25 protein-coding genes are annotated in these 23,675 nt (G+C 58.8%); 8 read left to right on the forward strand and 17 right to left on the reverse strand.

The genetic code is table 11. The annotated features are described in order from the left end of the window. The first annotated feature begins 104 nt into the window (after positions 1–104). From coaBC to O3A94_05255, 7 genes are all read left to right on the forward strand, one after another. On the forward strand, positions 105–1,331 hold the full coding sequence (gene coaBC / locus O3A94_05225; GenBank protein ID MDA1355656.1) for a bifunctional phosphopantothenoylcysteine decarboxylase/phosphopantothenate--cysteine ligase CoaBC: 1,227 nt from the start codon (positions 105–107) through the stop codon (positions 1,329–1,331). After that, positions 1,328–1,795 (forward strand): dUTP diphosphatase, encoded by a 468-nt coding sequence (gene dut / locus O3A94_05230; GenBank protein MDA1355657.1) that lies wholly within the window; start codon positions 1,328–1,330, stop codon positions 1,793–1,795. Before coaBC ends, dut begins: the two co-directional genes overlap by 4 nt. A 10-nt stretch (positions 1,796–1,805) precedes the next feature. Next, entirely contained in the window at positions 1,806–2,261 is a 456-nt protein-coding gene (locus O3A94_05235; GenBank protein ID MDA1355658.1) for an Rrf2 family transcriptional regulator, read from the forward strand. A 14-nt stretch (positions 2,262–2,275) separates the two neighbouring features. After that, entirely contained in the window at positions 2,276–3,244 is a 969-nt protein-coding gene (gene cysK / locus O3A94_05240; protein ID MDA1355659.1) for a cysteine synthase A, read from the forward strand. A gap of 20 nt (positions 3,245–3,264) precedes the next feature. Next, entirely contained in the window at positions 3,265–4,086 is an 822-nt protein-coding gene (moeB, locus tag O3A94_05245) for a molybdopterin-synthase adenylyltransferase MoeB (GenBank protein MDA1355660.1), read from the forward strand. Positions 4,087–4,161: 75 nt separating this feature from the next. Next, complete coding sequence (locus O3A94_05250; GenBank protein ID MDA1355661.1) at positions 4,162–4,410, forward strand: ParB N-terminal domain-containing protein; 249 nt, start codon at positions 4,162–4,164, stop codon at positions 4,408–4,410. 3 nt (positions 4,411–4,413) lie between these two features. Further along, positions 4,414–4,767, forward strand: coding sequence for a hypothetical protein (locus O3A94_05255; protein ID MDA1355662.1), 354 nt, complete (start codon positions 4,414–4,416; stop codon positions 4,765–4,767). Between the two features lie 38 nt (positions 4,768–4,805). Here the strand turns inward: O3A94_05255 and O3A94_05260 are convergent, their stop codons facing one another. Next, positions 4,806–5,798 (reverse strand): D-glycerate dehydrogenase, encoded by a 993-nt coding sequence (locus O3A94_05260; GenBank protein ID MDA1355663.1) that lies wholly within the window; start codon positions 5,796–5,798, stop codon positions 4,806–4,808. Positions 5,799–5,987: 189 nt separating this feature from the next. Here O3A94_05260 and O3A94_05265 point away from each other — a divergent pair, with 189 nt between their 5' ends. Next, on the forward strand, positions 5,988–6,473 hold the full coding sequence (locus tag O3A94_05265) for an SH3 domain-containing protein (protein ID MDA1355664.1): 486 nt from the start codon (positions 5,988–5,990) through the stop codon (positions 6,471–6,473). A gap of 11 nt (positions 6,474–6,484) precedes the next feature. Here O3A94_05265 and O3A94_05270 read toward each other — a convergent pair whose 3' ends face one another. From O3A94_05270 to O3A94_05345, 16 genes are all read right to left on the reverse strand, one after another. Next, positions 6,485–7,078 (reverse strand): DUF3501 family protein, encoded by a 594-nt coding sequence (locus O3A94_05270; GenBank protein ID MDA1355665.1) that lies wholly within the window; start codon positions 7,076–7,078, stop codon positions 6,485–6,487. 9 nt (positions 7,079–7,087) lie between these two features. After that, on the reverse strand, positions 7,088–8,470 hold the full coding sequence (locus tag O3A94_05275) for a heterodisulfide reductase-related iron-sulfur binding cluster (protein ID MDA1355666.1): 1,383 nt from the start codon (positions 8,468–8,470) through the stop codon (positions 7,088–7,090). Positions 8,471–8,566: 96 nt separating this feature from the next. Then, positions 8,567–8,983, reverse strand: a complete 417-nt coding sequence (locus tag O3A94_05280) for a rubrerythrin family protein (protein ID MDA1355667.1) — start codon at positions 8,981–8,983, stop codon at positions 8,567–8,569. Positions 8,984–9,193: 210 nt separating this feature from the next. Beyond that, positions 9,194–9,622 carry a Fur family transcriptional regulator gene (locus O3A94_05285; protein ID MDA1355668.1) on the reverse strand — a complete coding sequence of 143 codons (429 nt, stop codon included), beginning with the start codon at positions 9,620–9,622 and terminating at the stop codon, positions 9,194–9,196. A 126-nt stretch (positions 9,623–9,748) separates the two neighbouring features. After that, entirely contained in the window at positions 9,749–11,149 is a 1,401-nt protein-coding gene (locus tag O3A94_05290; GenBank protein MDA1355669.1) for a nitronate monooxygenase, read from the reverse strand. A 204-nt stretch (positions 11,150–11,353) separates the two neighbouring features. After that, a complete protein-coding gene (pnp, locus tag O3A94_05295) occupies positions 11,354–13,474 on the reverse strand; it encodes a polyribonucleotide nucleotidyltransferase (protein MDA1355670.1) in 2,121 nt (706 codons plus the stop codon). 246 nt (positions 13,475–13,720) lie between these two features. After that, positions 13,721–13,990, reverse strand: coding sequence for a 30S ribosomal protein S15 (gene rpsO, locus O3A94_05300; protein ID MDA1355671.1), 270 nt, complete (start codon positions 13,988–13,990; stop codon positions 13,721–13,723). Positions 13,991–13,993: 3 nt separating this feature from the next. Then, positions 13,994–14,902 carry a tRNA pseudouridine(55) synthase TruB gene (truB, locus tag O3A94_05305; GenBank protein MDA1355672.1) on the reverse strand — a complete coding sequence of 303 codons (909 nt, stop codon included), beginning with the start codon at positions 14,900–14,902 and terminating at the stop codon, positions 13,994–13,996. Further along, the gene (gene rbfA / locus O3A94_05310) at positions 14,895–15,281 is read right to left on the reverse strand and encodes a 30S ribosome-binding factor RbfA (protein ID MDA1355673.1); all 387 of its coding nucleotides are present in this window, start codon (positions 15,279–15,281) and stop codon (positions 14,895–14,897) included. The genes truB and rbfA overlap by 8 nt, the downstream gene beginning before the upstream one ends. A gap of 49 nt (positions 15,282–15,330) precedes the next feature. After that, positions 15,331–17,973 (reverse strand): translation initiation factor IF-2, encoded by a 2,643-nt coding sequence (gene infB, locus O3A94_05315; GenBank protein ID MDA1355674.1) that lies wholly within the window; start codon positions 17,971–17,973, stop codon positions 15,331–15,333. Further along, complete coding sequence (locus tag O3A94_05320) at positions 17,970–18,710, reverse strand: RNA-binding protein (GenBank protein MDA1355675.1); 741 nt, start codon at positions 18,708–18,710, stop codon at positions 17,970–17,972. The genes infB and O3A94_05320 overlap by 4 nt, the downstream gene beginning before the upstream one ends. Then, positions 18,707–20,314, reverse strand: coding sequence for a transcription termination factor NusA (gene nusA, locus O3A94_05325; GenBank protein MDA1355676.1), 1,608 nt, complete (start codon positions 20,312–20,314; stop codon positions 18,707–18,709). The genes O3A94_05320 and nusA overlap by 4 nt, the downstream gene beginning before the upstream one ends. Before the next feature lie 5 nt (positions 20,315–20,319). Beyond that, positions 20,320–20,811 (reverse strand): ribosome maturation factor RimP, encoded by a 492-nt coding sequence (rimP, locus tag O3A94_05330; GenBank protein MDA1355677.1) that lies wholly within the window; start codon positions 20,809–20,811, stop codon positions 20,320–20,322. 175 nt (positions 20,812–20,986) lie between these two features. Continuing rightward, positions 20,987–21,700 (reverse strand): tRNA (guanosine(46)-N7)-methyltransferase TrmB, encoded by a 714-nt coding sequence (trmB, locus tag O3A94_05335; protein MDA1355678.1) that lies wholly within the window; start codon positions 21,698–21,700, stop codon positions 20,987–20,989. 31 nt (positions 21,701–21,731) lie between these two features. Then, the gene (gene metK, locus O3A94_05340; protein ID MDA1355679.1) at positions 21,732–22,901 is read right to left on the reverse strand and encodes a methionine adenosyltransferase; all 1,170 of its coding nucleotides are present in this window, start codon (positions 22,899–22,901) and stop codon (positions 21,732–21,734) included. A 158-nt stretch (positions 22,902–23,059) separates the two neighbouring features. Next, the gene (locus tag O3A94_05345; protein MDA1355680.1) at positions 23,060–23,491 is read right to left on the reverse strand and encodes a helix-turn-helix transcriptional regulator; all 432 of its coding nucleotides are present in this window, start codon (positions 23,489–23,491) and stop codon (positions 23,060–23,062) included. Between the last annotated feature and the right edge of the window lie 184 nt (positions 23,492–23,675).

The following is a 23,675-nucleotide window of genomic DNA, read 5'->3' on the forward strand; positions in this document are numbered from 1 at the left end:
TACTGACACAGATGGCGGCCCGCAACGATCTCGGCTTGCCCTTTAAACCCGAGCGAATTAGTTTATCTACAGATTCAAATTGGGAATTAAATGGAATTACGTTTGTGCTAACCAATCTGCGTGTCCTGCTGATTATTTCTGGCGGTATAGCGGCCTATAAGAGCCTGGAGCTCATACGCGGCCTGCGTGCCAGCGGCGCGCTGGTGCGCCCGATTCTGACCAAGGGCGGCGCCCAGTTCGTGACGCCGCTCTCCGTCGCTTCGCTGGCGCGTGAAAAGGTCCATACCGATCTATTCTCGCTCACCGATGAAAGCGAAATTGGCCATATCCGCCTGGCGCGCGAGACCGATATCGTCGTCGTCGCGCCGGCGACGGCGGATATTCTCGCCAAAATGGCAAACGGCATCGCTGACGATCTGGCGACCACCGTGCTGCTCGCTACCGACCGGCCGATATTGGTCGCGCCGGCGATGAATAGCCGCATGTGGGACAATGCCGCGACCCAGCGCAATTTGGCGCGCTTGCAGGACGACGGAGTGATGACAGTCGGGCCGGCGCATGGCGCGCTTGCCGAGGGCGAAATTGGACTCGGGCGCATGGCTGAGCCGGCGCAGATTCTCGCCGCCATCGAGAATGCGCTGGGCGGCCCGCTGCGCGGCCTGCGCGCGATTGTGACCAGTGGCCCCACCCATGAGCCGATCGATCCAGTGCGCTATATCGCCAACCGTTCTTCCGGCAAGCAGGGCCACGCCATCGCTGGCGCCTGTGCCCGCCTCGGCGCGTCTGTCACCCTGGTTTCAGGGCCGAGCGCCGAAGCTGACCCGCCGGGCGTGGCGGTTGTGCATGTCGAAACCGCGCGCGAGATGTTGGCGGCGTGCCTTGACGCGTTGCCGGCCGATGTTGCCATCTGCGCCGCAGCGGTATCGGATTGGCGCCCAGCTGAGATGCGCGGGCACAAAATAAAGAAGGACAAAACTGGCGCGGCTGCGGCACCCGCCGATCTGAAATTGGTGGAAAACCCCGATATCCTGGCCACCCTGGCGGCGCGCGAGAATGACCGGCCACGGCTGGTCATCGGATTTGCCGCCGAGACCGACGATGTCGTCGCCTACGCGCAGTCGAAGCTTGTGTCCAAAGGCTGTGATTGGATATTGGCCAACGACGTTTCGCCGGAGACCGGTACCTTCGGCGGCGATCATAACAAAGTGCATCTCATCCGCGCCGCTGCGGGCGGCGAAACCGGCGTTGAAGAATGGCCCTACGCCAGCAAGTTGGACGTGGCCGCCCGCCTGGCGGAGCGCATCGCCCATGCCTTGGGCAGCGCGACATGAGCGAACAGATCGAAGTGGCGGTGCGGCGATTGCCGCATGGCAGTGATTTGGCGCTGCCTGCCTACGCCAGTGCTGGCAGCGCCGGGCTCGATCTTATGGCGGCAATAGAGGGCGAGATTGCTTTGGCTCCCGGCGAGCGCTGCCTTGTGCCGTGCGGGATTTCTCTGGCGCTACCTGGCGGCTATGAGGCGCAGGTGCGGCCGCGGTCCGGATTGGCGTTAAAACATGGCCTCACGCTTCTCAACAGCCCGGGCACCATCGATTCAGACTATCGCGGCGAAATCGGCGTGCTGTTGGTAAATCACGGCGACGCGCCGTTTACCGTTGCGCGCGGCATGCGCATTGCACAACTGGTTGTCGCGCCTGTGGTGCGCGCGGTGCTGACGGAGGTGCAGGCCTTGCCGGTCACTGTGCGCGGCGCCAATGGTTTCGGCTCTACCGGCCTCGGCGCCGAGGATAATTAATCCACTCATCATGCTTGAACCTTCCAAAAAGCTCGTCTATGCGGTCGAATCGGTGGTCGATATCGCCTATAACGGTGGCACCCAACCGGTGCGAAGCCGTGAAATTGCCAAGCGCCAGGGCGTGCCGCACCGCTATCTTGAGCAGGTAATGCAAAGCCTCGTCCATGCCGGTGTGTTGCGTGGCGTGCGCGGGCCACGCGGCGGATATCTCTTGGCGCGTGAGCGCCGGCGCATCACACTTGGCCATATCGCGCGGGTCGTGCGCGAGCTAGAAAACATGGACCAAAAAGAAGCCAAAGAAGCCGCTTCCGATTTGGCGGATCACGTGCTTCAACCCATATGGAATGAGATGCAGGAAGACATGATGACCCGTCTCGACAAGATTACGATCGAAGATCTTTGCCGGCGTGCGACGGACTTCGGCATCACCCGTGTCCCTGACACGAAACTCGATTACACTATTTAAGGACGGGGAATATTGTGACTGACCAAGACCAGAAAACATTCTCGCGCGGCCGCATTTACGAAAATGTCATCGAAACGGTCGGCGGCACGCCACTGGTACGGTTCAACCGGCTGCCGCAGCATGTCGGCTGTAAGGCCGAAATCGTCGCCAAGCTCGAATTCTTCAATCCCTTGGCTTCGGTCAAAGATCGTATCGGCTTCGCCATGATCGACGCCGCCGAAGAGGTGGGACAGGCGGTGCCGGGAAAGACCATATTGGTCGAGCCGACCTCGGGAAATACCGGGATCGCTCTGGCCTTCGTCGCCGCCGCGAAAGGCTACCGCCTGATTCTGACTATGCCGGAGAGCATGTCTCAGGAACGGCGTAAAATTCTCAAGCTGCTCGGCGCCGAACTCGAGCTGACGCCGCCCGAATTGGGCATGAAAGGCGCCATGGCGCGGGCTGAGGAAATCGTCGCGGAGAATGACGGCGCGCTGATGCTTCAACAGTTTGCCAATCTCGCCAATCCAGCAATTCACCGCCGCACGACCGCTGAGGAAATCTGGAACGACTGCGACGGCAAGTTGGATGTATTTGTGGCCGGCGTCGGCACCGGCGGCACCATTACCGGCTGCGCCCAAGTACTGAAGCCCCGCCTGCCTAATTTGCGTGTGGTCGGGGTTGAGCCCGAGGACAGTTCCGTGCTGTCCGGCGGCGCGCCGGGTCCGCATAAGATTCAAGGAATTGGGGCAGGTTTCGTGCCGGACATTCTGGACAGGTCGTTGATCGATGAATATCTCTCCATCGGCAACGAGACCGCCTTCGAAACGGCGCGCCAGGTCGCCCGGATGGAGGGCATCCCGGTTGGGATTTCCTCGGGCGCGGCAGTGGCGGCGGCGCTCGAGGTCGGCACCCGCGCGGACATGGCGGGTAAGCGCATCGTCGTCATCATCCCATCCTTCGCCGAGCGCTATCTTTCGACCGATCTCTTCAGTGGCGTGTAAGGCGGAGTAGGGGTTTTCACATGAGCTTCGATGAATCCCAAATCGAGCGCTATGCGCGCCACATCATTCTTCAGGAAGTCGGCGGGCGCGGGCAGGCCAAGCTGCTCGATTCGAACGTACTCGTAGTCGGTGCCGGCGGCTTGGGCTCGCCGCTGCTGCTTTATCTCGCGGCAGCTGGGGTCGGCACGCTGGGAATTGTCGATGATGACCGGGTAAGCCTGTCCAATTTGCAACGCCAGGTTATTCACACCAGCGATGGGTTAGGTGACCTCAAGGTCGAAAGTGCCGAGCGCGCTATTCATGCGATTAATCCCGGCGTCACCGTCGTCACGCATAACGAGCGGCTGACCGCGGCAAACGCCATGGAGTTAATTTCCGCCTATGACTTGGTGGCCGATGGCAGTGATAATTTCGAAACCCGGTTTCTAATCAACGATGCCAGTTACTTGGCTAAAAGGACTCTTGTGTCGGCTGCGATTCTGCGGTTTGACGGCCAGCTCTCCACTTTCAAGGCGCATTTAGGTGAGGGCCATCCTTGTTACCGCTGCATTTTTCGCGAACCGCCGCCGCCTGGCCTCATTCCCTCCTGCGCCGAAGGCGGCATCCTCGGCGCCGTGGCTGGCACGATGGGTTCGCTGCAATCGACTGAGGTGCTGAAGGAATTGCTCGGCATCGGGGAAAGCCTCTCGGGCACGCTTGTGATCTATGATGCGTTGAGCGCCACCTTCCGCAATGTGCGCGTCAAACCCGACCCAACCTGTCCGCTATGCGGCGAGACTCCGACGATTACCGATCTCACATCGCACCAGGCGAGCGCCGGCGAAATCAGCGCGTCATCCTGATTCTTAGCATGTTGCACGCGCCGCGCTTGCTTGCCACACTCTTCAGATCATCATCCTGAAGCGGAGACACGCGCGGTGCTCAAAGACGTATTCGTGGATATCCCAAATATCTATGTTCCCTTGAAACGGCGAGATACGCTGAATCAGGAGACTGTGGACGCGCTCGCCGAAAACATATTGGAAGAAGGCATGAAAGTGCCGATACAGCTGCGCGAGGACGGTGGTCGCTTTGTCCTGGTTGCGGGCTTGCACCGGTTGGAGGCGTGCCGCGCGCTCGGCGACGAGAAAATCACCTGCATCATCGTCGACGCGCGCAAATCATGAGGCATGGCTGAAAAAAAATTCAAACCTCCCAAACAGGGAGTTCTCAAAAAATTTGGTTATCAGGTTGGCGTCCGCGGCCCGATGCGGCCCGCGCGCGAGAATATTTTACGCCGGGTGTTCGCTTACGCGGGGCCGCTTGAAATCGAGGGCGTCGATTGGGCGGAATGGGGTGCCGGCGAATCGCCCGAGCGCCTGCAAAAAATGAGCAACACGCTTTATGCCCTGAAAGTAAATCTCGAGAAAAAGAAAGAGCGCGACAAAAACCAGGCGGCAATAACGGATTATGAGCGCGACCTTGAATTCCTGAAATCCGCCTTTTACGACGGGCAGTTCATTTTTAAATGGCCTGATTGGTAGGGCCGAGCGGGAGCATCAGCGGCCCAACTCTCAAACTCTCAGACCGAATTTTCGATCACTCGATCGGGCGGCATGTGGCCATCAGCCCAAGTTTGAATATTGATCAGCACCTTCGCGCCCATGTCGAGGCGGCCTTCCACGGTCGCCGAGCTCATATGCGGCAGCAGAACGACATTGTCGAGCTTCAGGAGTTTCGCGTTGATTGCCGGTTCGTTTTCGTAAACGTCGAGGCCGGCGCCGGCGATGCTTCCTTGCTCCAACAGCGCGGCGAGCGCGGCCTCATCAATGGCATGGCCGCGCGACGTGTTGACGACATAGCTGGTTGAGCGAATGAGTTTAAGCCGGCGCGCCGACAGAAGATGGAAGGTTGCCGGCGTGCTCGGGCAATGGATGGTAATAAGGTCCATATGGGCCAACATCTGGTCGAGACTTTCCCACCAGGTGGCATCAAGCTCTTCTTCGATCTCGGCATGTACACGCTTGCGGTTGTGATAATGGATGGTCAGCCCAAAGCCGAGAGCGCGCCGTGCTACCGCTTGGCCGATCCGGCCCATGCCAATGATCCCGAGGCGTTTGCCCCAAATGCGCTGGCCCAGCATCGAGGTCGGCGCCCAACCTTGCCAGGTTCCGCCGCGTACCAGCCTGTCGCCTTCGGTCAAACGCCGGGGCGCGGCAAGGAGCAATGCCATCGCCATATCGGCGGTGTCTTCTGTCAAGACGCCGGGAGTGTTGGTGACCAGGATATCGCGCTCCTTGGCGGCGGCCACATCGACATGATCGACACCCGTGCCAAAACTGGCGATCAGTTTGAGCTGCGGGCCGGCGGCGGCAATGACCTCGCCGTTGATCGAATCGGTGACCGTCGGCACGATGACATGGGCGCTTTGCACGGCCTCAATCAACTCGCCTTGGCTGAGCGGCGTGTCTGATTCGTTGAGACGCGTATCGAACAGCTCCATCATGCGCGCCTGAATTTGATCCGGCAGACGGCGGGTGACGAACACCAGCGGTTTCTTGCTCGACGACGGCATGATTTTCCTTGTTCTACTCTTCGGCTCGCATTCCACCGCTAATTTCGGCGAAACCACCTCTCTTGTCTAGCAAAGCTGGCTCAGCGAGACAATCGAGCGCAGCGCCGATGATTTGATGTAAAATGAGCGCTCAAATAATTAATCGGACCCTGAAACATCAATACTCGAATGCACCTCTTGCGCTTGTTCATGTCAAATCTTAGCGCTGTTGGCCTGGTCGCCTGTTTGTGGCTGTGGTCCCCGCAGGCGGCAGACGCCGCCGATTCTTTGCCGTTGCCACGCTTCGTTTCGCTGAAGTCAGGGGAGGTCAATCTGCGCACGGGTCCGGGCACGCGATATCCCATAGACTGGACCTACCTGCGGCGCGGGCTGCCGGTCGAGATTATCGCCGAATTCGACAATTGGCGCCGGGTGCGCGATTCCGAAGGCGCCGTGGGATGGGTTCATCGGGCGCTTTTGTCGGGCCGCCGCAGCGCTCTGGTGGCGCCGCCGGAGCGCATCTTTCGGCGCGCGCCGGAGGCCAGTGCGCCGGCTTTATTCCGCGCCGAGTCCGGCGTCTTAGTAGAAATTATTTCTTGCGACGGCGCGTGGTGCCGAGTGGCGCACGGTGATACCAAAGCCTGGACAAAACAGGGCGGGCTGTGGGGTGTTTATCCCGGTGAGGTGATCGAATAATGCCCGGTGATCTAGTCGAAATCGGCGCCGAGCGCGCGCCGCGCAGCGTCCGGAATGACCGCCATATGGCCGTAGTTGGAATGGTTTACGGATATCACCGCACGCACCGCGTTATCGCGAAATTTCTTAATCTCGGCGGCGCTGAAGTCAAAGCGCAGAAAATGCACCGCCGACGTCTTGCCTTCGTCAGTGGTGCGTTCCACGCCGTCGGCAATCGGCTGTGCGGCAATAGCGCTATCGCCTAGCTCGATGCGAATGGTTTTCTCGACGCCACCGAGGCGGGCCAATTCACGCGCTCGCACGGTACCGTCTGCTATTTCGAACATGAGCGTCGCGACAAGGTTATTTCCGTTAGGAATCAAAGGGTTGTAGGCCTCCAATTCGCCTAAAATCTGTTCTTCCCCACCGCGCTCGACGAATAGCATCTCGTGAATCTGCATCCACATGGTGTCGTAACTCTCGAAATAAAATGTGGCGAACGGGCCGACAGCAATACGCCGGTCGCGTTTAACGCCGCTGATTTGCGCGCGCCGCGCCGCACGCTCGTCGCTGTAAGCTGCCATATCCATAATATCGGAAGGCAATATTTTGCGTTTCGCCGTCATGCGGAATTCCTATTTGCTAAGGCCGTAGGCTTTGGCGAAGAGCTCGATGGGATGGAAGGCGCGCGTCGCTTTCGGTAATACCGGGGCGCCGTCTTTTTGGTCTTTGTTTTCTGTGCTTTCCGCCGCGAGCCGTTCCATGCCGGCCATGATGTGGCTGGCGGCGAGCGGGCATTCAGATGCGACGAAGCGGTTGTTGTTTTCCAGGGCGCGGCGCGCCGTCGGCTTGCCGATCTTGAGCGCGGTCTCGTGAAAATCCCGGGTCACGCCGATCGAGCCACCATGGCCTGAGCAGCGCTCGATTACCTCAATTTCGGCGCCGGGCACGAGCTTCAGCATGTCCGCCGCCTTGTTGCCGATATTCTGGGCACGGGCGTGGCACGCCATATGCAGAGTTACGCCACCTTCGAGCTTGCCCATGCCCTCTGCCAATCCTTCGTCACGGGCAATGGCGACGATGTATTCGGTAATGTCAAAGCTATGGGCCGCCAACCGCGCCACCGCGGCATCCTCGGGCAGTAGCAGCGGCCATTCGAGCTTCAGCATCAACGCGCAGCTCGGCACCAAGGCAACGACGTCATAGCCCTTGTCGATCCACTGTCCGAGCTCGGCGGCTGTTTTTTTTGCGCTTTCGGCTACCCGGGCAATATCACCCTGCTCAAGCTGCGGCATGCCGCAGCAGCGCGGATACACCACCTCGCAGGTCACGCCGTTATGGGCGAGAACCGCCAGCGCCGCCTCGCCGATGGCGGGGGAATTGTAATTGGCGAAGCAGGTGGCATAGAGCGCGACCTTGCGTCCTTCTGCCGGTGCGGCGTGGTTCACTGTCGGTGGATTTTTGCGGGCGCGGCGCAGAAGAGTTGGATTGCGATATTTAGGCAGGCGCGCCTCGCGGTGAATACCGGCGAGCTTTTCCATCAGCAACCGGCTGAGGCGATTGCTTTTTTGTGCACCCCAATTCATCAACGGCGCCAGAAAGCGCGCCAGGCGGCCGTTCTTATCGGTTTCGGCGAGGCGCGGGCTGGCCGAGGTCGGCGCCCGCCCGTCGCGATGCTGGTTTGCGCGGTAGCGCAGCATGAGATGCGGAAAGTCGATATTCCATTCATGCGGCGGGGTGTAGGGGCATTTGGACATGAAGCACATGTCACACAGCGTGCAGGCATCCACGACGCTGGCGAAATCGTTCGATGCAACGCCATCAACTTCACCGGTCTTGGAATCGTCGACTAGATCGAACAGGCGGGGGAAGGAATCGCACAAGCTGAAACAGCGCCGGCAGCCATGGCAGATGTCGAATACTCGGCGCATTTCCGCATCGAGCGCTTGCGCGTCGAAAAATTCAGGATCGCGCCAGGCGACAGGATGGCGCGTCGGTGCGCCGGGATCTACGGCCATCTCTCTTGCCTGTTTAGTTGTGCGCGGCGGCAAACAGCGCAACGGGGCTCCCGACCGAAATCGTCGACAGCCCCGGCGCCTTATGCATCGGCTCGATTAAAGTGAATCGAGAGCTTGTTGGAAGCGGCCGGCATGAGATTTCTCCGCTTTGGCGAGAGTCTCGAACCAGTCGGCGATTTCGTCAAAGCCTTCATCGCGCGCCGTGCGCGCCATGCCGGGATACATATCGGTATATTCGTGCGTCTCGCCGGCGACCGAGGCGACAAGATTCTTTGCGGTATCACCGATCGGCAGTCCGGTCGCCGGATCGCCGGTTTCTACCAGGTAGTCGAGATGGCCGTGCGCATGGCCGGTTTCGCCCTCAGCGGTGGAGCGAAATACGGTCGATACATCGTTGAAACCTTCGACATCCGCCCGGCGCGCGAAATAGAGATAGCGCCTGTTCGCCTGGCTCTCGCCCGCGAAAGCGTCCTTCAAATTTTGTTCGGTCTTTGAACCCTTCAATGCCGGCATCGGCTTCTCTCCCAATTTGTTGTGTTCACTAAGCGACGTCCGCGACGGTTATCCGCTGCGGCTACATGCTAGACAGCCTTATATGCCGGAGGCAACCGGCGTCGTCAAGCCATATTAGAATTATTCTAAATACTATTAATGATGCCGCCCTGCGGCAATATTCAAAGACACGGAGAAGAGTTGCGGCCAGCTGCTTGCCGGCCGCCGTCGCTACGCGGTGGGCGCGCTATTTTTGACGCGGATGATGATGTCGATGCGCGAAATTTCAGCTCCTTCGGGGAGCGCGGGCAATTCACCGATGGTGACATTGTCGCCGGAAACGTCGCGTAATTTTCCGCTATCCTCGAAATACAGGTGGTGGTGAGCGGTGATATTGGTATCGAAATAAGACCGACCGGCATCGACGACCAATTCCCGCAACAGTCCCGCGGCGGTGAATTGATGCAATGTGTTGTAGACGGTGGCGAGGGAGACACTGACTCCCTGGCTGAGCGATTCGGAATGGAGTTGTTCGGCGGTAACGTGCCGGTCGCCGCCCGAAAAGAGTTGGCGCGCCAGTGACTGGCGTTGGCGCGTCGGGCGCAGGCCGGCATCGCGGACCAACTCGATGATATCGTTCGATGTTACGGCCTGGCGCATATCTTGTCTCGGCTTATGGAAATTTGTCGCGCGTTCCGCCGCACAACATAGAGCAGAACAACCCTAAATCAAGAATGGATTATAATTTACTGCCTGAGAGATGTTTCGCGCTGTCTGACGCAGGTATTAATCGCCCGTCACCATGCGGTTGACGAGTTCCTTCACCGACGGAATGAAGCCATTGGAGTAAAACGGATCCGTCGCAAATTGGTAAGCCCCATGGCCGGAGAACATCAGTTGATCCTCGACATTGTCTTCGTCGTGGATGATCACCTGTAGGGTTTTTTGAATACAGAAGCTCCGCGGGTCGGCCTTCTTGCCGGTGGTGAAGTCGGGGTTTGTTGACCAATTGCTAAACCGGCAGGATGACAGGCACCCCATGCAGGCCGCCTGATCGTTGCGGATTTCCCGGGCCTTGTCGTCAGTTACGAATATCAGGGTCGAATCCGGCGTTTTCATGACCCGTTCGAAGCCGCTGCTCAGCCATTCCTGGGCGCGTTTAAAATCGCCTTTGGTAAGATAAAATGATCGACCGCGCGGGCCCGGGGTGAGCTTCTGGTTGTGGTCGCCGAGCGGTTCCGAGGTAAACGCCACTTGATGTTGTTCGCGCTCTTCCAGGTCGTTGATAAATTTATTTCTCACGGCGGAGGAGTAGAACCCCGTCGGGCTGAATTTGTTGAGGCCGACATCGCCTTTTTTCAAGGTCAACAAGCGCCGCTTCCAGCTTTCGGATATTGGGCTTTCTTTGGTCACCAACGGGCGGGTGCCGAATTGGAACGCGATCGGACCGATTTCCGGATTGTCGATCCAATCCTGCCATTCGCGCAGATACCAAACGCCACCGGCCATGATAATAGGTACTTTGTGCAGGCCGATGCTGTTCATGAGGGTGCGCAAGTCGCGCACCCGCGGATAGGGGTCTTCCGGTATATTGGGATCTTCACCGTTGGAGAGTCCGTTATGGCCACCGGCCCGCCACGGGTCTTCATAGACCACACCGCCAAGCAAATCCGAGAACTTGTGATAGGCGCGCTTCCATAGCGCCCGGAACGCCCGGCCGGAGGAAACGATCGGGTAATAATGTACCTGATAATGATTGGCGATCTCAGCGATTCGATACGGCATGCCAGCGCCGCATGTGACGCCGTGTATGAGGCCCTTGCCGCGCTCGAGGATGGCGCGCAGGATTCTTTCGCTGGCCCCCATCTCCCACAGGATGTTCATGTGCAGGCGGCCTTCGCCGCCGGACGCTTCATGCGCGATGCGGGCTTGGGCCAAGCCGCCTTCAACCGCGTATTCCACCAGCTCTTCGTGGCGTTCGCGGCGTGTCCGGCCGTGATAGATTTGCGGTATCGCCCGGCCGTCCGCGTCGTAGGAATCGGCGTTCACGCCCGAGAACGTCCCGACCGCGCCGGCCGCCGCCCACGCACCCGAAGACAGCCCATTGGTCACGCCAATGCCCTTGCCACCCTCGATCAATGGCAACACTTCTTTGCCCGAAACAATCAGTGGATGAAGCGCCTTCAATTCATCCTCTCTGTTTAGCTTGGCAACCGGGCGGACAATATTTTGCCGATATTGGTCAAATGCCGCTCGTCTGCGCTTAAAGGTTAATTTGGACCTTTCACCGCCCGCGTCAAGTCCGACTAGAGCGTAAATCAAGCACTCGTCAGGCCCGCAGCACAATCATAACGGATTATGCTGCGGGGCCGCGAGCTTTGATTGTCCGAGTTAACTCGCTTCAGCTTGCTGGCTGATGTCTTCGCCGGTCTCCTGGTTGACAGCCTTCATGCTCAGTTTGATCTTGCCACGGTCGTCGACGCCCAACACCTTAACTTTGACCATGTCGCCTTCCTTCAGCACTTCGTTCACCGAGCCGATCCGACCGGCTGCGACTTCGCTGATATGGACGAGGCCGTCGCGCTTGCCGATGAAATTCACGAACGCGCCGAAATCCATGATCTTCACGACCTTGCCGTCATAGATTTCACCGACTTCAGGCTCCGCGATAATATCGCGAATCATGTTAATCGCGGCTTCGCCGGCGGCGGCCTCCACTGCGGCGACCTTGATCGTGCCGTCATCCTCGATGTCGATCTTGGTGCCCGTAAGCTCGCAGATTTCACGCACTACTTTGCCGCCCGGGCCGATGATTTCGCGGATGCGGTCCTTCGGCACGGTGATCGACGTAATGCGGGGCGCGGTGTCGCTCACGGTGTCGCGCGCCGATCCGATCGCTTTGACCATTTCACCCAAAATGTGAAGACGGCCCTCATTCGCCTGTTCGAGCGCCTCCCGCATGATTGCCTCGGTGATGCTGGTGATCTTGATATCCATCTGCAGCGACGTGATACCGTTCACCGTACCAGCCACCTTGAAATCCATGTCGCCGAGGTGATCCTCGTCGCCGAGAATATCGCTCAACACGGCATAGTCATCACCCTCTTTGATCAGACCCATGGCGATGCCCGCTACCGGACGGGTCAGCGGAACGCCGGCGTCCATCAACGACAAAGAGGCGCCGCAGACGGTCGCCATCGAAGACGAGCCGTTTGATTCGGTAATCTCCGAAACCACGCGGATGGTGTAGGGAAATTCTTCGGGTGTCGGTAGCAGAGGATGAATGGCGCGCCAAGCAAGCTTGCCATGACCGATTTCACGCCGCCCCGGGCCGCGTAGAAAACGTGCCTCGCCCACCGAATAGGGCGGAAAATTATAGTGCAGCATGAAGCGTTCACGGTATTCGCCCTCGAGCACATCCATGATCTGCTCGTCTTGGCCGGTGCCAAGCGTGGCGACGACCAGTGCCTGGGTTTCGCCGCGGGTAAAGAGCGCCGAGCCGTGGCTACGCGGCAGGATGCCGACCTCGCTTACGATCTGGCGCACATCCCGCGTGCCGCGCCCGTCGATGCGGGAGCCGGTTTTTATGATTTCGGAGCGCACGATGTCGCGTTCGATATCTTTGAGGATCGAGTACGTATCTCCTGGTGTCTGGCCATCGCCATCGGCCATGCTATCCGTGACAGATTTTTTTACGCTGCTAATGCGGTCCTGACGCTCGGATTTGGACTTGATGGCGTAGGCATCGCGCAAGCCCTCGGAGGCCAAGCCGCCGATCTTGGCGACTAGGTCCGCGTCCTTCTCGATGCTCGGGACGTTCCACGGCTCTTTCGCGCAGGCTTCGGCAAGTTCGATAATCACATCGAATACCGGACGCATTCCTGTATGGCCGAAGGTGACGGCGCCGAGCATGATGTCTTCGTTCAGCTCTTTGGCTTCGGATTCGACCATCAGCACGCCGTCTTGGGTTCCGGCAACCACCAGGTCAAGCGTCGATTCGAGGCGTTCCTCTGCTGTCGGATTAAGAACATATTCGCCGTTGATATAACCTACCCGGGCGCCGGCAATCGGGCCCATGAAGGGAATGCCAGAAATGGTCAGGGCGGCGGAAGCGCCGACCATTGCGACCATATCGGGATCGTTTTCCATATCGTGCGAGACAACCGTACAAATAACTTGTGTTTCATTGCGGAAGCCAGCGGCAAACAGTGGCCGGATCGGCCGGTCAATCAGGCGGCAGACCAGCGTTTCTTTTTCGCCGGGCCGGCCTTCACGCTTAAAAAATCCGCCGGGAATTTTCCCAGCAGCAAATGCTTTTTCTTCGTAATTGACGGTGAGGGGGAAAAAATCCACTCCCTCCCGCGGGGTCTTTTGCGCGACTACGGTGCACAGCACGGCCGTCTGGCCGTAGGTCACCATCACAGCGCCATCGGCCTGGCGCGCCAATTTGCCGGATTCGATGACCAGCGGGCGCCCGCCCCAAACCGTTTCTTTTCTCGTAACATTAAACATTGTCTATTTCCCTTTTCCTGCGGCCGATGCGCCCAATGCGCTCCGCCCCGCTCGAGCAGACCAAAATGGTCCCCTCGTCTATTTCATTGACTGCGACATTCCGTGGCCGCGACATTTCGTCCTGAGTCAATGAACCAAATAGCTATCGCCCGCGCTTTGTACGTCGCGGCTCGGCCTGAGACGTTCATCTGTCGTCAGCAACTTTAGTCGTACCAGTGAGAATGGTCTGCGAAGCCAGTCAAAGATTTACTTACGCAGACCCAAGCGCTGGATCACGTCGGCATAACGATCTGTGTCTTCGCGCTTGAGATAGTCCAGCAAACTGCGGCGGCGGCTCACCATCTTCAGGAGGCCACGGCGCGAATGCCGGTCTTTCTTATGGGTCTTAAAATGCCCCGTTAAATTGTTGATGCGCTCGGTCAAGATTGCGACCTGCACTTCCGGGGAGCCGGTGTCACCGGTTGTTTTTCCGAACTCGCCCATGAGTACGGATTTCCGCTCAGCGGTAATCGACATCTCTTACTCCAATTCCAAAAGGTTGAAGACGCGAAGCGGCCTGAGGTGACCCATCTCGATTGTGGCCAAAGCAACAAGACGCCCGCCGTATAAGGCGCGGACGGTTTTGATATCCACGCCTTTTACTGCTATTACCTGGCCACATCGCAGCCGGTGCGCGTCACTTTCGGTCAATTCCAATGCCGGGATGTCGGCCAGCGGGGCTTCGACCGGAAGAACGTGCGCAGCAAGGCCGGCACTATGCACGAGCGACTCCAGGATATCCAGCGAAATCGCCGCATTTTCCTTAAAGGGACCGACCGCAGTGCGGCGCAACGCCGAAACATAGCCAAAAGTGCCAAGGCAATGCGCGATATCGCGTGCCAAGGCGCGAATATAGGTGCCCTTGCCGCAGATCACGTCGAAACTGGCGGTTTCTTCGTCATTTTCAAGCAGCAATAGGCTGTCTACACGTATTTTCCGGGGTTCCAGCGTGACCGGCTTGTTGGCCCGCGCCAAGGCATAGGCGCGTTGACCATTAACCTTCAGGGCCGAATATTTGGGCGGCATTTGACTGATTTCGCCGATGAATTTCGGTAAAATGTTCTCTATATCCTGCCGCGAAGGGCGAATATCGCTGGTCTCCGTAATCTCACCTTCGCCGTCGTCGGTATCGCGCGCTTCGCCCCATTTCAATGTGAAACGGTAACCTTTGGTTCCCAGCATGACGTAGGCCACCGTTTTGGTGGCTTCACCGATGGCAATCGGCAGAACACCGGTGGCGAGCGGGTCAAGCGTGCCGCCATGGCCAACTTTCAGACCGCCGGTGAGGCGTTTTATCCGGCCAACAATATGCGCTGAACTGCGGCCCGGCGGTTTATCGATGATCAGCCAGCCGTCGAGGCGCGCCGTCGCGCCGGCTGGCTCATTCATTGGGCGGCTTTACCCCTTTCAGGAGTTCGTCGATGAAATTCGATTCATCGAACGAACGGTCGAACACGAATTCGAGCGCCGGCGTGTGCCGCAGTTTCACCCGCCGCGCGACTTCGGAGCGCAGATAAGGCGCCGCGCGTGACAGCGCCTCGACAATCGGCTCGCCGTCGCCACCACCTAACGGCATGACAAAAACTCTGGCTTTCTTGAGATCAGGTGAAGCGCGAACTTCGGTGACCGTGATCGGTGTGCTGCTCAAAATTGGATCGCGAATCGGAGCGCGCGCGAACGTGTCGGTCAACGCCTCACGGAGAAGCTCACCGACACGCAATTGGCGCTGACTGGGAGCGCGCGATTTTGGTTCGTTGCCGCGTGCCATGCTTCAAGCTTCCACTGCGTGGAACGACATATCTTAAATTGTTACAGGATTAGGAATCGAGCGTGCGCGCGACTTCCTCGACTTCATAAAATTCCATAACATCGTCTTGCCGCAGATCCGAATAATTCTCGAACGACATGCCGCATTCGAATCCTTCTTTGACCTCGCGCACATCATTTTTGAAGCTCCGCAATGTCTTCAGCGTGCCGTCATGAATTACAATATCGTCGCGCAGCAGCCGCACCCTGGCGCCGCGCCGCACCAAGCCATTGCTGACCCGGCAGCCGGCGACTTTGCCGATTTTGCCGACGTCGAATATTTCCAGAATTCTCGCATTGCCAAGCTTGTGTTCGTGCAACGCCGGTTTGAGCATGCCCTCGAGCATCGCCTTGGTGTCATCGACAACGTTGTAAATAATGGCGTAGTCGCGAATTTCGACGCCTTCGCGCTGCGCCATTTCGCGAGCTTGCGGATTGGGGCGCACATTGAAGCCGACGATGAATGCCTTTGACGCGCTCGCCAGAACTACGTCCGATTCAGTAATGCCACCAACACCGGCGTGGAGGATTTGAACGGCGACCTCGTCGGTGGACAAATTCTCAAGCGCGCTCGTCACCGCCTCCACAGAACCATGCACATCGCCTTTGATAACCATCGGCAGCCGTTGCAGTCCGTCGTCGCCGGCTTGCAAGAACATTTGATCCAAATTAACCAGCGAGGCGCTGCGGGCGACAGCGTCATCGCGCGAACGCATGCTGCGAAATTCAGTGATTTCGCGGGCGCGCCGCTCGCTGTCCACGACGACAAATTCGTCGCCAGCGCTCGGCGGGCCGTTGAAGCCGAGCACTTCCACTGGAGTCGAGGGCAACGCCTCAACGCGGTTTTTCCCGCGCTCATCCGACATCGCGCGAACCCGGCCCCATTCCGAGCCGGCGACGACGATATCGCCAACACGAAGCGTGCCACGCTGCACCAAACAGGTACAAACGACGCCGCGTCCGCGATCGACTCGCGATTCAATCACCACGCCATCGGCGTCACGATTCGGGTTGGCGGCAAGTTCGAGAATTTCCGATTGCAGGATGATCGCTTCTTCAAGTTTGTCGAGATTAGTTTTTTGAATTGCGGAAACTTCGACGGACAATATATCACCGCCCATTTCCTCGGTGACGATTTCGTGCTGTAGCAGCTCTTGACGCACGCGGTCTGCCTTGGCGTCGGGCCGATCCATCTTGTTGATGGCGATGATGATGGGCGCGCCGGCTGCGCGCGCATGGTTGATTGCCTCGACCGTCTGCGGCATGACGCCATCATCGGCAGCGACAACCAAAACAACGATATCGGTGAGCTTTGCGCCGCGCGAGCGCATCTGCGTAAACGCGGCATGGCCTGGCGTATCGATAAAAGTAATGCGCACATCATTGGCAATCTGCACCTGATAGGCACCAATATGCTGTGTGATTCCGCCAGCCTCGCCCGATGCGATATCGGTCGCACGCAGCGCGTCGAGCAGCGATGTCTTGCCGTGATCGACATGGCCCATCACAGTTACCACTGGCGGACGGGGAACCAGACTACCGGCCTCATCCGAATCACCTTGCAGGCCAATTTCGACGTCCGAAGCGCTCACCCGTTTGATCTTGTGGCCGAACTCATGCACCACCAGTTCCGCGGTATCGCCTTCAATGGTTTGGGAAATCGAGGCGGCGATGCCCATTTGCATGAGCTTCTTCACAACCTCGAAGCCGCGTACCGCCATCCGGTTGGCAAGTTCTTGCACGGCGATGGTTTCGGGCACCACCACCTCGCGCACAACTGGTCCGGCCTCGTCACCGCCGCCGGCTTCCGCCGCCATGCGGCGCTCGCGCTCGCGTTGGCGTTTCAGCGAAGCGAGGCTGCGGCTGCGTTCATCCTCACCACCGGTTTCGAGCGCTCGTGAAACTGTAAGTTTGGCACTGCTGCGGCGATTTGCGTCGCGATCCCGTTTGCCGGCTGACGGCGGGCGGCGAACTTCAATGCGCCGGCGGCCGCGTCTCGGCGAGTCATCTTCTTCAGCTGTCGCTTCGCGTTTGACGCCGGCCCGCTCGCTGACTGCTGCGCCCGAGACCTCACCCGCTGTCTCTCCTGGCACGGCGAGCCGGCGGGCAGCTTCTTCCTCCGCCTGGCGGCGTTTTGCCTCTTCCGCCGTGCGCCGGGCTTCTTCGTCAGCGGAACGGCGTTCGGCCTCTTCACGCTCGACCGCCCGACTCTGGTCCTCTTCCGCACGAAGCGCGGCTTCGACTTCCGCTTCCTGGCGCTTGCGCCCCTCTTCTTTGACGGCGGATTCTACTGCACGGGCACGGGTGGCTTTTTCCTCATTCGTCAGGGTTCTCAAGACAACGCGGGATTTGGGGGTGTCGCGCTCGGTTTCGGTTTTCGCGAGCGGCGCCTCGGCGGTTTTTTTGACGGCGGGTTCAGCCGCTTTCAACGTTCCGACGGCGCGCGCCTGCGTCGGCGCTGCGCTGACGCCGCCACCTTGGGTGATGTTACGCTTTTTGCGAACCTCGACGGCAACAGACCGGCTGCGGCCATGCGAAAAACTTTGCCGCACTTGACCTGCATCCGCGGACTGATTTCCCTCTGGCCGCCCCTGGCGCTTTAACGACAGAGGCTTCTTCTCCAGGCCGCTTTCGATCGTACCGTCGTCACTCATTCGCTTCCTACTCGATCCGCAATTTCGTTTTGCTGTTTAGCTGATGGGGACCCGACGTCGACATCCCATTTCTCCGCCGGCAGGCGCGATTCTCCAACGGCGCGAAAGCCGGCGAGACGGCCGCATTCGCGCAAAAACATGTCGCACAAGCGTGACGGACGGAGCGCCACATGCACCGCATCGGCGCGTCCCAAAGCGTGCGATAATTCACCGCGCGTAAACATCTCCACCGCGGGCAGACCATTGGCAAGTGCCCGCAACCGGGCGCGGGCGGACGCCGCACCGTCAGCAGCCTGCACCAATACCGCTGCCCGCTTGCTGCTCAAATCGGCCCGAACCTGATCATGCCCGATCGCAATGGCGCCGGCGCGCGCACTGAGGCCGAGATAATTGAGGGCGCGCGCGGCAAGCTGTTCACCGACCTGCTCAGCCAGTTCCTCTTCCAAAGTGACGGCAGCGCGCGCTGCCCGGGAGAAACTGCCACTGGATCGGGCTTGATCTAGCGTCGCACGATTCGCACTTAGCCACAAGCCCCGACCGGGCAGGCGTTCAGCCAGATCGGGAACGATTCTATTGTCCGGGCCGGCGACGAAGCGGATGAGATGTGCAGTCGAGCATTCGCGCCGTGACACAATGCAGCGCCGATGCTTGACGGGCGAACGCAGCGCAGCGCCCGGCGCTTCGGCCGCGCTGCTAGCGCGCGGTTTCCGCACGCTGTTTGTCTTCGTTCTGCTCACGGCGTTCCCGTTTCCTCGCCGCGCACCGCACTATCGTCCTCCGCCATCGAATCCGCCACCGAATCCGTTGCCGAATCTGCATCTGATTCAGCCGGTTCGTCGTCGAACCAATGCGCGCGTGCGGACATAATGATGGCGTTCGCATTATCGGGATTGGGAGCGATGGCGCCCAAAATTTCGATCAATTCATCGCCGGCGAGGTCGCCGAGATCGTCCAATGTTTTGATCCCAGCTTCGCCGAGAATGACGAGCGCAACCGGGCTCAGAGCCTCAAGTTCGGCCAATTCATCCTGCACGCCCAACGCGATGCGTTTTTCAGACATTTCGTTATTGAGATTTTCCACATACTCCGCCGCGCGGCGCTGCAGTTCCTGGGCGATCTCCTCGTCAAAACTCTCCACCGATGCCAATTCTTCGGTCGGGACGAACGCCACTTCCTCAACACTGGCGAACCCTTCGCTGACCAGCAGATGGGCGATCACATCGTCCACGTCGAGGGCTTCCATGAACAGTTCGGTGCGGCTGCGGACTTCTTCTTGGCGGCGATCCGATTCTTCCGCCTCGGTTAATATGTCGATGTCCCACCCCGACAGCTGGGAGGCCAGCCGGACATTTTGGCCGCGCCGGCCGATTGCCAAGCTGAGTTGATCATCGGGCACCACGACTTCAATGCGTTTGGCCTCTTCGTCGAGGACGACTTTGGATACTTCCGCCGGCGCCAAAGCGTTGACGATCGAAGCGGCCGGATCGGGCGACCACTGGATAATGTCGATTTTTTCGCCTTGCAACTCGCTGACCACAGCCTGTACGCGCGAGCCCCGCATGCCGACACAGGCGCCGACCGGGTCGATGCTTGCGTCGTTCGAAAAGACTGCGATTTTTGCTCGGCTGCCGGGATCCCGCGCGACCGATTTGATTTCGATGATGCCATCGTAAATTTCAGGCACCTCTTGGGCGAATAATTTGGCCATGAAATTAGGATGGGTGCGCGAGATGAAAATTTGCGGCCCGCGCTGTTCGCGTCGGACATCGTAAATATAACCGCGCACGCGGTCGCCATTGCGGAACGATTCGCGGGGCAGCAAATCCTCGCGCCGGATCACGCCTTCGCCGCGGCCGAGATCGACGGTCACGCCGCCAAATTCGGCGCGCTTAACCAAGCCGCTGGCAATTTCGCCGAGACGATCCTTGTATTCTTCATACTGACGCGCGCGCTCCGCCTCGCGCACTTTTTGTACGATCACTTGTTTGGCGGTTTGCGCGGCAATGCGCCCGAAATCGATGGGCGGCAAGGCGTCTGCCAGGTAGTCACCGATTTGCGCGGCCGGATTGCGCTCCTGCGCGGTCGGAATGCTGATCTGTGTGGCCTCGTTTTCCACTGGATCGGCCACCTCGAGATAGCGCATCAAGCGAATTTCGCCGGTTTCCCGGTCGATCTCGGTGCGGATATCATGTTCCTGGCCATATTTCCGCTTGCCGGCGTGGGTAATCGCTTGTTCCATCGCCTCGAGCACGAGATCGCGCTCAATTCCTTTTTCTCGCGCTACTGCGTCAGCAACCTGCAGCAGCTCATGGCGTGCCAGACCAACTGTTTCCGTTTCCATTTGCTCTACATCCGTTTTTGCGACTGGGCGGCCGAAATCAGTTCGTCCGTCAGTATCAATTTTGCTTTCTTGATGGTCTCGAACGGCACCACCGCACTGCCATCGTCGGCGGAAATCCGCACCTTGCCGTTTTCTACGCCGAGTACTTGCCCACGCAAGCGCGTGCGGCCATCAATCGGCGCCGTCATTTCGATCTTTGCGTGGAAGCCGACGAAGCGTTCAAAATCGCTGATCCGCGTCAATGGGCGGTCCAGGCCGGGCGAGCTAACTTCAAGATTATAGGCGCCGCCGATAGGGTCTTCGACATCGAGCAAGGCCGAAATCGATTTGCTGGCCTTTGCGCAATCATCGACAGTCAGTGGCTCGTGGTCTCGTCGTTCAATCATGATCTGAAGGGTCGGGCGTCCGGGGCCGTCGTAGCGCACACGGACCAACTCAAAGCCAAGGGCTTCAAGAGACGGTGCGATCAACTCCTCGACACGGTGCGTCTGTTCCATGGTTGCACCACATCGCTAACGTGCCGACAGCACAAATGAAAAAGCGGGCCCGCAGCCCACCTCAAACTTCATCACAAAGACCAACCTCGTTAATAATTGCGCCTAACCTATATCTGTTTTGGCCGATGCTTCAAGCGCTTTGTGGTGTGTTGCGTGATCTCGCCGCCGCGGCGGCCTATGGTTGGCGCAAATAACGCAGAAAAATCGCTGCTCGCCCGGCTTCGCGCGCCTTCTGTTCGTAGCGTGTTTCGGGCCAATCTTCAGGCCGCTCGCGCCAGTCCTGCGGGCGCTCCGCCAGCCAGTTAAAACGCCTTTCTCGGTTCATGTGCAGCAGCGTCCAACGGGCGAGTTCGGCATGGTCGGTGGCAAATCTGAACTCGCCGCCCGCAGCGAGAACATCGGCGCAGCGGGCGATTATCTCCGGGCTGACGATTCGCCTTTTGTGATGCCGTTTTTTCGGCCAAGGATCGGGAAAAAGCATAGCTATCCGGGACACCTGGCCGGCGCCGAGGCGAGCTAGCAGGAGACGCGCATCCTCGGGGAATATTCTAACATTGGCTAAGTTTTCCTCTGCGACCCGGCTGAGCAGCGCGGCGACACCGTTCAAAAACGGTTCGCATCCGATGAACCCGACATCCGGACGGTGCGCCGCCTGCCAAGCCAAATGCTCTCCCGCGCCAAAACCGATTTCGAGCCAAACTTCATCTATGGCGGCGCCAAAATAGCTGCGCGGGTCGATGACATCCGCGCTCTGCTCTAAGTCGATTTCGATTTCCGGGAGAAGGTCGCGCATGAGCGCCTGGCGTTTGGGGCGCAATTTGTGGCCCCGGCGGCGGCTGAAAACAAGACTGCGGCGGACTTCCAAGTCATTTGTCCCGTCGCCGGTCATGCCCCGTTGCCAGTCATGTCGTGCGGCACGCTTAGGCGAGGGCGCGCTTCAACTCCGCGGCCAAATCGGTCCGTTCCCATGAAAAGCCACCGTCAGGCTCCGGTTCACGACCGAAATGGCCATACGCCGAAGTGCGCGCATAGATCGGCCGATTAAGTTTCAAATGTTGACGGATGCCACGCGGCGTGAGGTCCATGGCGTCGCCAATAGTCGCAGCGAGTTTGGCATCGTCAACCTGGCCGGTGTTGTGGGTATTGACATAGATCGACAGCGGTTTTGCCACGCCGATAGCGTAGCTGAGCTGGATGGTGCAGCGCTCAGCTAGTCCGGCGGAGACGATATTCTTGGCCAAATAGCGCGCTGCATAGGCCGCCGAGCGGTCGACCTTTGACGGGTCTTTGCCTGAAAAAGCGCCCCCACCATGCGGCGCCGAGCCGCCGTAAGTGTCGACAATGATTTTGCGCCCCGTCAGCCCGCAATCGCCGTCCGGCCCGCCGATCACAAACCGCCCGGTCGGATTGACGTAAAACTCTTCCTCCGGGCACATCCAGCCGTCCGGCAGCACATTGACCACATGGGGGCGCACGATTTCACGCACCTGCTCCTGGCTGAGGCTTGCCGAATGTTGGCTGGATACAACGATCGACGTTGCGGCGACGGGCATTCCATTTTCGTAACGCAGCGTCACCTGGCTCTTCGAATCCGGTAGCAAGCCTGGCTCAGCTCCAGAATGGCGCGCTTCGGCGAGAGAGCGCAGAATCGCGTGTGAGTAATGAATGGCGGCGGGCATGAGCACATCCGTTTCGCGGCAGGCATAGCCGAACATGATGCCCTGGTCGCCGGCGCCTTCGTCCTTATTGCCGGTGCTATCCACACCCATCGCAATATCGCCTGACTGCGAATGGATATGAACCTCGACATGAGCGCGTGCCCAATGAAAGCCGTCCTGCTCGTAGCCAATCTGACGCACAGCTTCGCGCGCCACATCTTCCATCACGTCATGCGTAACGGTTTCAGGGCCACGCACCTCGCCGCCCAAGACAATACGATTGGTCGTCACCAGGGTTTCGCATGCCACGCGCGCTTCTGGGTCGCGCGCCAGGAACGTATCGACAATGGCATCGGAAATTCGGTCGCACACCTTGTCGGGATGGCCTTCCGAAACAGATTCACTGGTAAATAAGTAATTGGATAATGTCAAAATACCGACTCCTCTTTTTTCGGCCTGAATTTTTTCCTGATAATGCCAAGCTTCGACCAGGCGCGACGATTCTGTCGCACCGGTTTGTGGCAATCTTTAGCGAGACGGTCAAGCGCTTTGCCCGGCCGCGGAAGGGCTAAATGGGAACGCAGAGCCGGTTAGGCGCCGTCGCCGCTTTTATCGCCCGAGGCCGGCTTGGCGACGGCTTTTACCAGTTCGAACACCCGCTTGCGCACGCTCGGATCGGTAATCCGATAATACGCCCGTACCAGTTCAAGCGTCTCGCGTTTGATGAGCGGGTCGCCCTGGAAAGAGGCGATCTTAACATCGGCCAGTCCGGGCGATTTGCTGGCGACGATTTCGGGCGGCAAATCATCGAAAAAATAAGAAACGGGAATGTCGAGAACTTGCGATAATTGATAGAGACGGCTGGATCCGATTCGATTCGTCCCACGCTCGTATTTTTGTACTTGTTGAAAAGTTAAATTGATCGCGTTGCCGAGCTTTTCCTGGCTCATGCCGAGTAACGTTCGGCGCAATCGAACACGTTTCCCAACGTGAATGTCTATCGGATTTGGGTGAAGTGCCATGGGTTCTCTATGTGGTTCGCTATGTCTGAATTAGTTGTTGCTGAATATCGCCGGCGGGTTGCGTTTTACGATACAAAGGATCGCAGTAAACGAAACTTCGAACGACAGTTTCTCTTAACCTATTTCATTTTAATATGTCAACAACCGCATGGTTTTTCTGGTTGTTGTTAGGGATAGAATTACT

This window comes from Pseudomonadota bacterium (assembly GCA_027624955.1).
Classification (GTDB): domain Bacteria; phylum Pseudomonadota; class Alphaproteobacteria; order UBA828; family UBA828; genus PTKB01.